This window comes from Pseudomonas sp. CFBP 13727 (assembly GCF_014841915.1).
GTDB classification, from domain to species: Bacteria; Pseudomonadota; Gammaproteobacteria; order Pseudomonadales; family Pseudomonadaceae; genus Aquipseudomonas; species Aquipseudomonas baltica.
In genome coordinates this window covers 34724-48913 of sequence record NZ_JACYUT010000003.1, presented here as the reverse complement: position 1 = coordinate 48913, position 14190 = coordinate 34724, and the positions used below count along the sequence as shown (strand labels likewise).

The following is a 14190-nucleotide window of genomic DNA, read 5'->3' as shown; positions in this document are numbered from 1 at the left end:
AGAGAAGGCCGTTACCATGCGGTTAAGTCCCTCGCCTACATCACCGATTTCATCGTGGCTGTTGATTCGGACGCGCGCGCTCAGATCGCCTTGAGCAATACGTGCCGTCACAGCTAGGAGCTCATCAACCCCAATCCGCAGAGCCTTGTAGATGCCGACGAACGCATAGAGCAGCAGTATCGCAATGGCGATAAATAGCTCAGTGCCGAAAGTACGCTCATTACTCAGTGTATTCAGACGCTCATCAATTCGAATTCGCAGCGATTCCTGCATCTGATCCTGAGCTTTGTAAAACTGAGCAACGACGGCGTTTCCACGCTCGCCCAAGGTGTTGGCATTCACGTTTGAGCGCTTGCTCGGATCAAGGTAGTCCACCAGGTCTTTACGCAGATTTTCCAGGTCGGTAATGGCTGTTGTTACAGACGGCTGAACTACACCATATAATTTCGGCTCTTCTCGGCGAAGCAGGGAAAGGCTCTGCTGCAACTCTTGACGCATTAGCAGCTCCTGTTTCAACAAAGTCTGGGCAAAAATACGAGTGGTGTCGTCCAGAGGACGGTCAGCGCTAAAACCGCTGGCCAGACCGCGAATCTGTCCGACCAGATTTATTTGCCGAGGCAGACGTATAGAGCTTAGATCGATGAGGTACAACGAACCTGCTTCTTCGTCCAAAATCATGCCGGAAGTGGCCGTAATGTAGTAAACGAAATTCATTAGGTCGGTTAACTGGTCGTTCCACGCGGAAAAGATCACCAAAGGTGCTTCGCCTGCTTTGGCGCGTTCAACCAGCTGCACACTAGCGGTACGCAACGTCTGAACTCGGTCTGTCGTTGCCAGTTGGGTGCTAAATTTTGCGTCCTGCGCAGCAAGAGTCGCATAGGCATCGTTAAGCTTTTCAGCATTGCGTGCTGCATTGGCTACTGCGTTGGTGTCACCGCTGAGCATGCCGTGTGTCAGCGCCCTCTGAATCATGGTTAGACGCAGGATAGGGGTGACGTCCAACAAGTATTGTTGACCCACCTGTTCATGCTTGATGCCCGTGATGCTCGTGTTCAGTGAAAGCATCACCCGGGTGCCTAGCAGGAGCAGAGGAATCAGGACAATAAATCCCAAAATTGCGAATTTCATGGGGAATCGAACACGGTTGGTAACGAACAGGGCAGGCGCTAATAAATTCATCGGGTTCTCGATCACTCAAGGTCTGTGAGTGCTTTCTTAGGCGTTAAAAAGTGCCCATCTCTCATTTATGGTTATGAGGTAATGAAAGCATTCCAAGAGATCTTCCTCAAAAGCCGCTTACTCTCCTTTGTTACAGGATCGAATTGCCGCGCTTCTCTTGGTACGAAAACTATCGGCTGAACCGGGCAAAGCTGTAGGGAGGAATGCATGGATAACCAGCATAAAGGCTAAGTAGACCGGTAATGGCACCAGTTGGAGGTGCGTCCGGGCATCCCGTCTTGCGCAACTAAACCGGTCGCCACCTATGCGGTAGTAGCTCCGCAATCTCACTTGCCCGCTGCGTCGGCAGGCGCGTGAGGACGTCCTTCAAATAAGCATACGGATCATGGCCGTTGAGTCGCGCCGATTGGATCAAACTCATGATCGCCGCTGCACGTTTACCGCTGCGTAACGATCCCGCGAACAGCCGGTTCGAACGCCCAAGAGCCCACGGCCGGATTTGATTCTCGCACCAGTTATTATCGATGGGCACGGCACCGTCATCGAGATAGCGCGTCAGCGCTATCCAGCGTTTGAGACTGTAATCCAGCGCCTTGGCGATGGCCGAACCCTCAGGCACAAGCTGTCTTTGGGCGATCATCCAGGTATGAAGTGCGTCGGCGATTGGCGCTGCTTTTTCCTGCCGTATTCGCTGCCGATCACCCGGCTCCAGCTCTCGGACTTCTCGTTCAGCTTCGTACAAGGCCGCGATGTAGTTCAGCGCTTTTTCGGCGACCTGGCTCTTGTTGGTCACGTGCAAGTCGAAGAACTTCCGGCGGGCATGGGCCATGCAGCCGATCTCCGTAACGCCCAGTTCAAAGCCTGCCTTGTAGCCGGCAAAGTCATCGCAGACCAGCTTGCCGTTCCAACTGCCCAAGAAGGCTCGGGCATGTTCGCCAGCGCGGCTCGGGCTGAAGTCGTAAACGACCGCCGCCAGGTTGGAGAACTGACTGGTGGCATAGGCCCAGACGTAAGCGCGATGAGTTTTTTTCGCACCAGGCGTCAGCATTTGTACCGGCGTCTCGTCGGCGTGAACGACGTCGTGCGTCAGCACGGCTTCGCGCAGCGCATCAACCAGCGGCTGTAATTGCACGCCGCAGTTGCCCACCCACTGCGCCAAGGTCGAACGGGCGATGGGCAGCCCGGCGCGGCCGAAGATTTTCTCTTGGCGATACAGCGGCAGATGGTCGGCAAACTTGGCCACCATGATGTGGGCCAGCAGGCCTGCGGTCGGGACGCCTTTGTCGATGACGTGCGCCGGTACCGGCGCCTGGATCAGTGTTTCGCACTGTTCGCAGGCCCACTTTCCACGGATGTGGCGTTCGACTGTGAACACGCCGGGCGTGTAGTCGAGCTTTTCGCTGGCGTCTTCGCCGATGCGCTTGAGTGCGCAGCCGCACTGGCAGTGGCTGTTGTCCGGTTCGTGATGGATCAGTGTGCGAGGAAACTGCGGTGGCAGCGGTGCGCGCTTGGGTTGCTGGCGCACTTTGGCTTCGACAGGTGCCGGTTGCAGCGCCTCAAACTCGGCTTCGATAGCGGCGATATCCGTATCGATCAAGTCGTCGAGCAAGCTGGCTTGATCCGGGCTCAACTGCTCGCTGCGCTTGGCAAACTTGAAGCGTTTGAGCAGCGCGATCTCGTGGGCCAGCTTCTCGTTGACCGATTTGTGATGAGTGATTTGCTTGTCCATCGTCTCGACGCGCTGGATCAACTGCGCCGCCAAGGCACGCAGTTCTTCAGGGTTTAATTGATCGAGATTCGGATGCGAAGTCATGCCGCCGATTTTGCCAGAGAGGGCTAGTGGCGGCGATAGACTGATGGGCCAATTGCGCTGGCAAGCAGGCCATGGCAGGCGAATTAGAGCACCGTGATGGCTGCTCCGGAACCGACGCGTTGCCAAGGCAAGCCGAGCACCAAGGCTTGAAGTTGCTCTGCATCCAACTCGACTTCAGAGCCGTGCCGCACGCCCGGCCAAAAAAAACGTCCTTGATTCAAGCGCCGGGCAGCAAGCCAAATCCCCAAGCCATCATGCACCAGCACTTTCATGCGATTGGCACGACGGTTGGCAAACAGATAAGCACAGTGCGGCTTCGCCGCACCGAACACCGCCACGACCCGCGCCAGCGCAGTTTCAGTGCCTGCGCGCATGTCCATGGGCTCGGTGGCAAGCCAGATGGAGTCGATGCGGATCATCGCAGCAGGTCTCGCAGGAAAGCAGAACACGCCGCTGCATTTTCTGCCGGCCAACTCACCGCGACTACGCCTTTTGAATGCGGCACTTCGATTCGGATCGTGGCAGGAAGGGCCTGATGCATCGGCACCGGCGGCGATGTCTTGACCGGGATGAAGGCGGTTTGAAGTGTCAGGTTTTTCTGTGCATGCACCCGAATCCATTTATGGACGAGGTTTGCATTGAGGTTGTGGGTCAAGGCGACATTGGCAATTGAAGTGTCAGGTTGGGCGCACTCAGCAATGACCTGGGCCTTGAAGGACTTGGAATAGGAACGGCGTTCTTGTGGCATGGGCGTCCGCTTAAAAAGGCTAAAAATGGTGTCCACCTATATTTGGGTGGACACCATCGCCTCAAGCGACGGTGTCAGGAAGGTGTGTTGCCCGGACGGTTACGACCATTGGCCATCAGGTTTTTTTCTCCGCCGAGTCTCGGTCAATAACAGGGAGGTGATCGTCCAGCAATGCCCTTGATATGCCACGCTTTTGAGCGTTGTACTGCCACCGAATGAACTGCTCGATAAAGCGCTCATTTTCATAGGTCAACCGGGCAATCTCGCTTTCAAGCTTTCGAATTCGTTGCTCGGCAATAGCAAGGCTCCCTGGGCGCTTGCTGGGCATTAGGCTTGTTTTCTGATGTTTTTTCTTTGCGTCAAAGGCGGCCTTGACTGCCTTATGGCTATTGAGCGTTTGGCGGGTCGGTCGGAAGCCAAGCACCTCAGCCCCCTTTTCGCACAGTGCATCCCATGTGAGCTTTCCCGACCAAGCGTCGATCAGGTCGATGAGTATCCGTATGTGCCTATCTGTCAGATGCGTAGCCATGTCAGAACATATCCATCACGAAATCCAACAGAGGCAGCTCGGCAACTGGTTCAGCCAACTGCTTGATGTTTTGGCGAGCGGTAATCTCGCGTTTCAACGGACTATATTCCTGATCGTTGTTAAGCATGATGACGCTTCCGTCCCGGATGTCCGGGTTCTCCATGATCTCTATGAGCTGATCAAGACGCGCTAGAGTTTTGAGTTGGTGCTGGCTCCACCGATCAGCACCAAAGTAGCCAGATGCGTCCGCCGCTTTGGCCTTATCCATCTGGGCTTGAGTAAGGCGGCGCTGCAGTCGAAGACGCTCAAGCTTTTCGGCATCACCTTTGACGCACGCATGCTCAGTGCAATTAAGGCAGTCCATGTGTTTTTGGCATGGAGTCATCGAGTAGTCGTGGACGCAAAAACCGTAAATCGTAACGTGGGCAATGGCGTCACCTACGGCGTCTAAATCTGCGAAGGTCACCGGGACATTGGCATGAATCTTTTCCAGCGCGCCTTCTGGCAAGGCGTTCTCGCTGATCTTGATGTACTCGTCTTCCGTCATGTGGTTGTAGACGGCATTCTGGTGCAGGTTCGCTCGACCAGACCACCGTGCGATGTCCAACTGGCCTAACTCGCCTCGCTGAGCAGCAGTGTTCAGCAGGTGCCGCATGGCGTGGGAAGTCAAAGTTATCTCCGAACCATCAGGATTTTTATACCCATTGCGATTCCAAATACTTCGCTCTTGCCCTGGGATAAAATTCAAATCGGTCGAAAACAAGCTCTTTCCTGGCACCCACAGTTTGACCCGGCTGGTTGTCAAGTCGAGCCTAAATTCGTGAGCCCGGTAGCAACATAAAGCCTCTGAATACTTGAGCTTTCGCTCGACATCTATCCATGGAAAGCCCTTGGGCAAGACTGAATGGCAGTATGAATTGAGAAACGCGAGCGTCAGGGGTTCGCGTTTTTTTTTGATCTGCTGGTACGGCCCATATTTTTTGAAATAAGCGTCAATGTTAGATCTGTCAGTATCGACGTTCATTCCAAGCGCGAGGCAGACCTCGCGATCAGTCAACGGCGCATCTTCATGGACGTTAGGGCACTCGTCGTGCCGATAGAACTCTGAAGGGTTAGTCTCGTACCACCGCGCTAGCGCTCGCCCTTCTGCAGACATTTCTGTCAATCGCCTTACGGCTTCTTCAGTAATATCTGCAATGTACTCAGGGACGAATTTGATATCCCAGCCATACCCTTTGTTTGCAAAGAATCGCAACCCAAGATGCTCGACGCCTTTATTGTCCCTCTCCCGATGGAAAACATTCAGCGGAAGCTCCTGAACCTCACTGATCCTTGATGGGGCGGACATGAGCAAGGCAAATATAGAGGTTGTGAAACGATCACGTGGGTGCTGAGAATTATTGGCGAACATCTCAGCCATGCACTCGAGTTGGAAATCAGTGGGAAGCTTCGACGCCCGTTTTGCCTTTGTCTGTGGATCAATACGGTCGATTTCGCTCGGCTTGGAGATTGAATTTCTCCATTCCACCCGATGTGGGATGATCTTACTTTCGTTGAGAAACTTCACCAGTTTCTCCAGCGCCTTACCAGCTTGGTAGCTGGAGGCGTTGTATTGCCTCGCGAAACCGCCGGCAACATCCATCACGGTATTGTCCACCAACGTAATGTCAGCAACACCCTTTACGGACAGCAGGGCTGGCTCAATGCAGCGCAAGGCTTTCATCTCATTGAACAATTGTGACGGCTTGATACCTTGCTGGTAACGAACATACGCCTTAGCAAATGGCAGAATCTCTACATTGAGAATTTGATCCGGACGGTATCCGCGAGCAGGCGCACCCCTGACCGTGAAATTTACCGCTCCTCGCCACGCATTAGAGCTCCAATCTAAATCCTTTCCAAATACCGTCAGCCGGTCGCGACACAACTCGATGAAATCCGCAAGATTTTGCTTTGCTTCCTTCTCGGCCTTAGGCGCGAAGAATACAATTTCAGCCATGTACCACCTCACCCTTCGCCACCTGGCAACGATGAATCACGTCACTCACCGCAAGAATCAACCGGTCGTTGGTCGAAGCGACCTTTAGGTCGCCTGTCAGCGCTGCCACCCGGTCACGCTGTTCAATTAAGCCGTCCAAGACCTCCTCATGCGGCCCATCACGCCACGGCTGGAAGTAGGCACAGGTGTAGCAGGCAATAGGTGCCAAGGCACCGCAGAAGCCATAGCTGCCACAACTACCAACGCTGGCCCCACCGCTTGATATCCGACTGGACGGATCTCCCCCTCGGCGTGCGTCGCGTTCAGAGGAAATCAAGACACCTCTGAACGCTTGGGCGATGGGTGCCATCTGCTTCGCAAGGGCCTTGTTGATTCGCTCGGCGATCTCAGGAATGTTTCGCACGTACACCCCTGCGTTTTGGGTGTCGGAGTGATCAAGCGCTTCCGCGATCACGTACTCGCCTTGGCCTTCACGAGCCAAGTTTGTCCCAAGGGTGTATCGGAAACGGTTGGGGTTCAGGTATACCGCCTCCCCCGTGCGCTCGCTGACCACATGGATTTTTACTCCAGCATCTCTGACGCTGGTGTAGACCTCATAGGATGGGATGTGTAGCCTGTCCGAGCTCAGCAATTCTCCGACATCAAGCAAAGAAAGTTGACCTTTGATCTTTGGGAAAAGTGGTAGCTCAGCCCTGATTTCTGATGACATCGATTCGATCTGCATTTTTTTGCAGAATAACCTCTCCACCTGATCAGCCTGCTGATTCAACAACAACCAGAGATCTTCGACGATTGCGAATTTCTTGAAGGTCGAGCGCCACTTCATGCCCCGTTGCTTGGCACGTGGAAAATTGATCCAATATTTATTGTCTCGCCGAATCAAGTCTTTGATCTTCAGCGCCGATATCTGCCCTGGCCGCCTTCCAGTCATCGCCAACGTCATCACTAAGCAGGTATCCGAAAGACTCAAGCGCCTCTGAGCAAAAGCGTGGATGGTGGCCTCAACAATTCCCTGCATTTCAATGTCAGTGAGCGGCCCATCATCTGGACACATAGACTGCACAGCCCGGCCTTTTTGATTCCCCTTGATAACGAGGTTATCAAGTAGAGTCAGGGTCTCTTCCGGAATTCCCGTGTAGCCTAAGCGAGCCCACTGCTTGAAAAATACTCGAGAGGTGGAAAGATACCACTCGTGTGTTTTGTCCAGGCTCGCTCTGTAGGAAATAATCGACTCAACCGAAAATATCTGAGCCCCATTGAGGCCTTTTACATAATGAGCAACACGCTCCATGAGGTTTTTCACATGGGAGGGTGAGCTATGTTTTGCATAGAACGACAACACATGCCGAAAAACATCAGTTTCACCAGGAAACTCATCACAGAAATTTCCTATGGCTAAGTCGATGTCCTTGCTCAGCCGCCAACGGTCACCGTAGAGCTCCACGGTGTAGCTTTCACGCGAGAGAAATACCTCTCCCTGATGACCGAGGGGAGCCGCAGGGGAATCAGTCATTAAAGAAAGGACATCATTCATCACTACCCACCTCGTTTTTACGGTTCACATAACGCTCTTGAAGCTCAAGCCCAGCCTCTTGCGCTTTTTCTTTCGTGTGCCGAGCGTTGTACAAGCCTGCAGTCCCTGACGTCTCACTCCACCCCATCCAGTACGAGCGCGCTTTTTCCTCGTCCTCAGAACTGATGCCTTTCGAATCGGCCATACGAGAAAATTCGTAGTTCCAATTGTGTCGCAGTGCATGAGCGTGAAACCCGGCCCCGTCGACGAGATCTCCGATGCTGCCCATCCACTTGCTGAACGCGCCTATTGAGAGCGGGGCGCCCTGCGTCGGGCCCGCCTTATGGGTGACGAACAGAAAATCATGTCTCCGAGCTCCAGGAACTTTGCCCCGATGCGTTGAAACGTACTCGTAAACCTTCTTGATAAGCTCTGGGTGAATACGCAAACGCCTAGGTAACGTTTTGGCTGTAGGCTGATGCTTCCTGACATCGAGGTTCGAATCTGGGCGTCGAACCACGGCCATGGTATTTGCACCAAAGTCGAAGTCTGAAATCCTCAAATTGAGGAGCTCCCCCCGCCTAACCCCAGTCAGCTTGAGGACGAAGAACATCAGGGCGTTTCGCAGTTGAACGCCATAATCCCTGGCCGGATTGTTTGGGGAGTTTGGCTTGAGAGCGTCTTCGACCACCTGAATGACTTCTTCTGTCAGATGGATATCATCTCGGTTTGCAGACGACCTATAAGGCTTGCTAGGTCGGTGAGCCTTAATTGCCTCGACCATCTTTTCGATCCGAGCGCCATCAAGACTCGGAGCCAGCCTATGCGCGATGAAATCGAGATAATCGGCAACAATTGATAGCCGGAAATAGTAATTGCTTGTCCCCACGACCTTCGGCTGTCGCTTGATTGGGATGACCTTCTTTTCTTTGTCGCTGAGTAACGAGCGCTGAAGGAAATCACAGAGGTCTCTGATCTGGTTTTGATCAAGCAGCTCGCTACGCGAAAAGATCGACTCCACCCTCAGGCCGACATGGGCCTCCCAAGCGAATAAGGCCTTAATTGCGTTAAGCGCATTCGTGATGGTGTTTGCTGCCAGAGAGCGGGCACGAAGATTCCAGGTGGAGAACAAGGTTGGATAAAAAAGTGGCATCCCTTGGCTATCAACCAACACCGAGAAACGCTCGCCATCAGCCCCCCTAAATCTTCGCAATGAGATATCCATGCCCACACCAATACTTTACGTTTTTACATGGTTTCAGAACAGACATTTAAAATCAAGAAAAACTTTACACCAGTAGAAACGAAAAACCCCCGCATGGCGGGGGTTTTGGCGTAAGACTTTACAAAAAAGCCTGAGGTAGACTCTAGAACGGAATATCATCATCAAAGCTGTCAAAATCCGGAGCCGGCTGCTGCGCTGGCTGCTGCTGCGCAGGCGGAGCCGAACGCTGCTGCGGCGCGGACTGCTGCGGGCGCGGCGCCTGCTGACGCGGAGCCGGTGCCGACTGCTGGTAGTTGTTGCCACCGCCGCCCTGCTGGTCGTTGTTCTGCGGACGGCCGCCCAACAGCTGCATGGTGCCCTGCATGTCGACGATGATCTCGGTGGTGTAGCGCTTGATACCGTCCTTTTCCCACTCGCGGGTCTGCAGCTTGCCTTCGATGTACACCTGCGAGCCCTTGCGCAGGTACTCACCGGCGATCTCCGCAACCTTGCCGAACATCGACACACGGTGCCACTCGGTACGCTCGACCTTCTGGCCGCTCTGCTTGTCGGTCCACTGCTCGCTGGTGGCCAGGCTCAGGTTGGTGACCGCATTGCCGTTGGGCAGGAAACGGACCTCAGGATCCTGACCGCAAGTACCCACCAGAATGACTTTGTTAACCCCACGGGCCATAACGTTCTCCTAGGCTTCGCACGCTGTCGGCGCTGGATTGACCAGGCGCTCGAGGGCGGTGCGATCCAAAATTTCTTTGTCCAATTTGATATAGATGGCGGCCTCTTCTGCCACCACCACCGCATCTGTTACACCGGGCACGGCTTTCAACCGCTCGGCCAATCCCGTCTCGCGCATCGCTTGGGGCGAAAGCGGCAAGCGCAGACTGGTCACGTAGGGTGGTTCGCGCATAGTAACAGCTATGGCCAGCCACAGGGCGCACAGCGCCGCGCATCCGATGAAGACCACACCCAGGCCACCCTGCTGAAACAACCAACCGCCAAGGATGCCACCCATGGCCGACCCCAGGAACTGGCTGGTGGAATACACCCCCATGGCCGTGCCCTTGCCGCCGGCTGGCGAAACCTTGCTGATCAACGAAGGCAGCGACGCCTCCAGCAGGTTGAACGCCGTGAAGAACACCACCGTGCCAATGACCAGCGCCCTCAGGCTGTCGCCGAACGCCCAGAAGAACACCTCCACCAGCATCAGGGTCGCCACCGCGCCCAGCAGAACACGCTTCATCTTGCGCTTCTTTTCGCCGTAGATGATGAACGGAATCATTGCGAAAAAAGATACGACCAGGGCGGTCAGGTACACCCACCAATGCTGCTCCTTGGGCAACCCGGCGCGCTCCACCAATGCCAGTGGCAAGGCGACGAAGCTTGCCATCAGGATCGAGTGAAGCACGAAGATGCCGAGGTCCAGGCGCAGCAGATCGGGGTGCTTGAGGGTGGCCAGCATCTCGCTGCGGGTCACGCCCGACTCACGATGAAGGGTATGTGCCGTCGCCTTGGGCACCACGAACGCCACCAGCGCGATGCCAACCAACGCCAGCCCGCCGGTCGCCAGGAACAGGCCATGCAGGCCGAAGGCGCGAGTCAGCAGTGGCCCAACCACCATCGCCACCGCGAACGACACGCCAATGCTCATGCCGATCATGGCCATCGCCTTGGTGCGGTTCTGTTCGCGGGTCAGGTCCGATAGCAGGGCCATGACCGCTGCCGATATCGCCCCGGCGCCCTGCAGAACGCGTCCAGCGATCACACCCCAGATGGAATCGGACTGGGCCGCGACCACGCTGCCAATGGCGAAGATCACCAGGCCGCCGTAGATCACCGGACGACGGCCGATCCGGTCGGAGATGACCCCGAAAGGGATCTGCAGGAATGCCTGGGTCAGGCCATAGGCGCCGATCGCCAGACCGATCAGGGCCGGAGTGGCGCCCGCCAGGTCCATGCCATAGGTCGCCAGCACTGGCAGGACCATGAACATGCCCAGCATGCGGAAAGCGAACACCAGGGCCAACCCGCTGGCTGCGCGGGTTTCACCGCTGCTCATGCGTTCGCTGTGGGGATCGTGCATGGATAAACCTCGTGTGAACCGGTGACGATTCTACCAGTCCCACCCAGTAACGGCACAGACGGCGACGCTATGACGCGCCTTCTTCATCTTTGCGCGCACTCACCGTGCCGTGCCATTGACAAGCCCCGTATACTCACCTGTTTACGCCCGCCGCGCGAGGCCGCCTTGGACAAGATTCTGGTACGTGGGGCTCGAACCCACAATTTGAAAAACATCGACCTGACCCTGCCCCGTGACAAACTGATCGTGATCACCGGGCTGTCGGGTTCAGGCAAATCCTCCCTGGCTTTCGACACCCTCTACGCCGAAGGCCAACGCCGCTACGTCGAATCGCTGTCGGCCTATGCCCGGCAATTCCTGTCGATGATGGAAAAGCCCGACGTCGACACCATCGAAGGTCTGTCGCCGGCCATTTCCATCGAGCAGAAGTCGACATCGCACAACCCGCGCTCCACCGTCGGCACCATTACCGAGATCTACGACTACCTGCGCCTGCTGTACGCCCGCGTGGGCACGCCGCGCTGCCCGGATCACGACATCCCGCTGGAGGCCCAGACCGTCAGCCAGATGGTCGACCTCGTCCTGGCGCAGCCCGAAGGCGCCCGCCTCATGCTGCTGGCCCCGGTCATCCGCGAACGCAAAGGCGAGCACCTGGCCATTTTCGAAGAGCTGCGCGCCCAGGGTTTCGTCCGTGCGCGCATCAACGGCAAGCTCTATGAAATGGACGAGCTGCCCAAGCTCGACAAGCAGAAGAAGCACACCATCGAAGTGGTGGTGGACCGCTTCAAGGTCCGTGCCGACCTGCAACAGCGTCTGGCCGAATCGTTCGAGACGGCGTTGAAGCTGGCCGATGGCATCGCCTTGGTGGCGTCGATGGACGACGAGCCGTTCGAAGAGATCATCTTCTCCGCACGCTTTGCCTGCCCGATCTGCGGCCACGCGATCAGCGAACTGGAACCCAAGCTGTTCTCCTTCAACAACCCGGCCGGCGCCTGCCCGACCTGCGATGGCCTGGGCGTGAAACAGTTTTTCGACAACAAGCGCTTGGTGAATGGCGAATTGACCCTGGCCGAGGGCGCGATCCGCGGCTGGGACCGGCGCAACGTCTACTATTTCCAGATGCTCGGCTCGCTCGCCAGCCATTATCAGTTCAGCCTCGACGTGCCGTTCAACGAGCTGCCGGCCGACCAGCAGAAAGTCATCCTCACCGGCAGCGGCACCCACAACGTCGACTTCCGTTACCTGAATGACCGGGGCGATATCGTCAAACGTTCGCACCCGTTCGAAGGCATCGTGCCCAACCTCGAACGCCGCTACCGCGAAACCGAGTCGGCCAGCGTCCGTGAAGAACTCGCCAAGTTCCTCAGCACCCAGCCCTGCCCGGACTGCCGCGGCACGCGTCTGCGCCGCGAGGCTCGGCATGTATGGGTAGGCGAGAAAACCCTGCCCGCCGTCACCGGCCTGCCGATCGGCGACGCCACCGAGTACTTCGGCACGCTCGCCCTGACCGGACGCAAGGGCGAAATTGCCGACAAGATCCTCAAGGAAATCCGCGAGCGCCTGCAGTTTCTGGTCAACGTCGGCCTGGACTACCTGACCCTGGACCGCAGTGCCGACACGCTGTCCGGCGGCGAAGCCCAGCGCATCCGTCTGGCCAGCCAGATCGGTGCGGGCCTGGTCGGCGTAATGTACATTCTCGACGAGCCCTCCATCGGCCTGCATCAGCGGGACAACGATCGGTTGCTGGGGACCCTCAAGCACCTGCGCGACATCGGCAATACCGTCATCGTCGTCGAGCATGACGAAGATGCCATTCGCCTCGCCGACTACGTGGTGGACATCGGCCCCGGCGCCGGCGTGCATGGCGGCCATATCGTCGCCCAGGGCACCGCGCAGGAGGTCATGGACCATCCCGACTCGCTGACCGGCAAGTACCTGTCCGGCCGCGTGAAGATCGCCGTGCCAGCCAAGCGTACGCCGCGCAACAAAAAGCTGGCCCTGACGCTCAAGGGCGCCCGCGGCAACAATCTGCGCAATGTCGATCTGGAGATCCCGATCGGCTTGCTGACTTGCGTCACCGGCGTTTCCGGCTCGGGCAAGTCGACCCTGATCAACAACACCCTGTTCCCCCTCAGCGCCACCGCTCTCAACGGGGCAACCACGCTGGAAGCTTCGGCGCATGACAGCATCAATGGCTTGCAGCACCTGGACAAAGTGGTCGACATCGACCAGAGCCCGATCGGACGCACGCCGCGCTCGAACCCTGCCACCTACACCGGATTGTTCACTCCAATCCGCGAACTGTTCGCTGGGGTGCCGGAATCGCGCTCACGCGGTTATGGCCCGGGCCGCTTCTCGTTCAACGTCAAGGGCGGTCGCTGCGAGGCCTGCCAGGGTGACGGCTTGATCAAGGTTGAGATGCACTTCCTGCCCGACATCTATGTGCCCTGCGATGTCTGCAAGAGCAAGCGCTACAACCGCGAAACCCTGGAGATCAAGTACAAGGGCAAGAACATCCACGAGACCCTCGAGATGACCATCGAGGAGGCGCGCGAGTTCTTCGATGCGGTACCGGCACTGGCGCGCAAGCTGCAGACCCTCATGGATGTCGGCCTGTCCTACATCAAGCTGGGGCAGTCGGCGACCACCTTGTCCGGCGGTGAAGCACAGCGGGTCAAACTGTCCCGCGAGCTGTCCAAGCGCGACACCGGCAAGACCCTCTACATCCTTGACGAACCCACCACTGGCCTGCACTTCGCCGATATCCAGCAGCTGCTTGACGTGCTGCATCGCCTGCGCGACCACGGCAACACCGTGGTAGTGATCGAGCACAACCTCGATGTCATCAAGACTGCAGACTGGCTGGTCGACCTGGGCCCGGAGGGCGGCTCCAAAGGCGGCCAGATCATCGCCGTCGGCACCCCGGAGCAGGTTGCGGACATGAAGCAGTCCTACACCGGTCACTACCTCAAACCGTTGCTCGAACGCGACAAAGCCTGAAACTAAAAAGCCCCGCACAAGCGGGGCTTTTTAGTTTCAGACAAAACGCCATCCCTGTAGCAGCGGCGCAAGCCGCGTCATTGGCCAGCACCATAACCCTGCGGAAT

General features: G+C 56.8%; 10 protein-coding genes and 1 pseudogene. 1 reads left to right on the top strand and 10 read right to left on the bottom strand.

Going from position 1 to position 14190, the window contains the following annotated elements; translation table 11 throughout:
* Positions 1-18: 18 nt before the first annotated feature.
* From IFT76_RS21005 to IFT76_RS10800, 10 genes and pseudogenes are all read right to left on the bottom strand, one after another.
* A pseudogene (locus IFT76_RS21005) lies at positions 19-273 on the bottom strand (HAMP domain-containing protein); the annotation flags it as partial.
* Between the two features lie 1192 nt (positions 274-1465).
* Positions 1466-2992, bottom strand: coding sequence for an IS66-like element ISPsy43 family transposase (locus IFT76_RS10840; protein ID WP_192058326.1), 1527 nt, complete (start codon positions 2990-2992; stop codon positions 1466-1468).
* A gap of 83 nt (positions 2993-3075) precedes the next feature.
* Positions 3076-3411 carry an IS66 family insertion sequence element accessory protein TnpB gene (gene tnpB, locus IFT76_RS20820; protein ID WP_004409766.1) on the bottom strand — a complete coding sequence of 112 codons (336 nt, stop codon included), beginning with the start codon at positions 3409-3411 and terminating at the stop codon, positions 3076-3078.
* Positions 3408-3740: an IS66-like element accessory protein TnpA gene (gene tnpA / locus IFT76_RS10830; RefSeq protein ID WP_084919541.1), complete on the bottom strand. Its 333-nt coding sequence runs from the start codon at positions 3738-3740 to the stop codon at positions 3408-3410. The genes tnpB and tnpA overlap by 4 nt, the downstream gene beginning before the upstream one ends.
* Before the next feature lie 115 nt (positions 3741-3855).
* The gene (locus IFT76_RS10825; protein WP_192058324.1) at positions 3856-4269 is read right to left on the bottom strand and encodes a hypothetical protein; all 414 of its coding nucleotides are present in this window, start codon (positions 4267-4269) and stop codon (positions 3856-3858) included.
* A gap of 1 nt (position 4270) precedes the next feature.
* Positions 4271-6268: an integrase gene (locus IFT76_RS10820; RefSeq protein WP_192058322.1), complete on the bottom strand. Its 1998-nt coding sequence runs from the start codon at positions 6266-6268 to the stop codon at positions 4271-4273.
* The gene (locus IFT76_RS10815) at positions 6261-7802 is read right to left on the bottom strand and encodes a site-specific integrase (protein WP_192058320.1); all 1542 of its coding nucleotides are present in this window, start codon (positions 7800-7802) and stop codon (positions 6261-6263) included. Before IFT76_RS10815 ends, IFT76_RS10820 begins: the two co-directional genes overlap by 8 nt.
* Complete coding sequence (locus IFT76_RS10810; protein ID WP_192058319.1) at positions 7795-9006, bottom strand: site-specific integrase; 1212 nt, start codon at positions 9004-9006, stop codon at positions 7795-7797. The genes IFT76_RS10815 and IFT76_RS10810 overlap by 8 nt, the downstream gene beginning before the upstream one ends.
* 142 nt (positions 9007-9148) lie before the next feature.
* Positions 9149-9679, bottom strand: coding sequence for a single-stranded DNA-binding protein (locus tag IFT76_RS10805; RefSeq protein WP_122475629.1), 531 nt, complete (start codon positions 9677-9679; stop codon positions 9149-9151).
* Positions 9680-9688: 9 nt separating this feature from the next.
* Positions 9689-11083 (bottom strand): MFS transporter, encoded by a 1395-nt coding sequence (locus IFT76_RS10800; protein ID WP_192054910.1) that lies wholly within the window; start codon positions 11081-11083, stop codon positions 9689-9691.
* Positions 11084-11248: 165 nt separating this feature from the next.
* On the opposite strand from IFT76_RS10800, the gene uvrA reads away from it, so the two are divergent.
* Positions 11249-14083: an excinuclease ABC subunit UvrA gene (uvrA, locus tag IFT76_RS10795; RefSeq protein WP_122475633.1), complete on the top strand. Its 2835-nt coding sequence runs from the start codon at positions 11249-11251 to the stop codon at positions 14081-14083.
* Positions 14084-14190 lie beyond the last annotated feature (107 nt).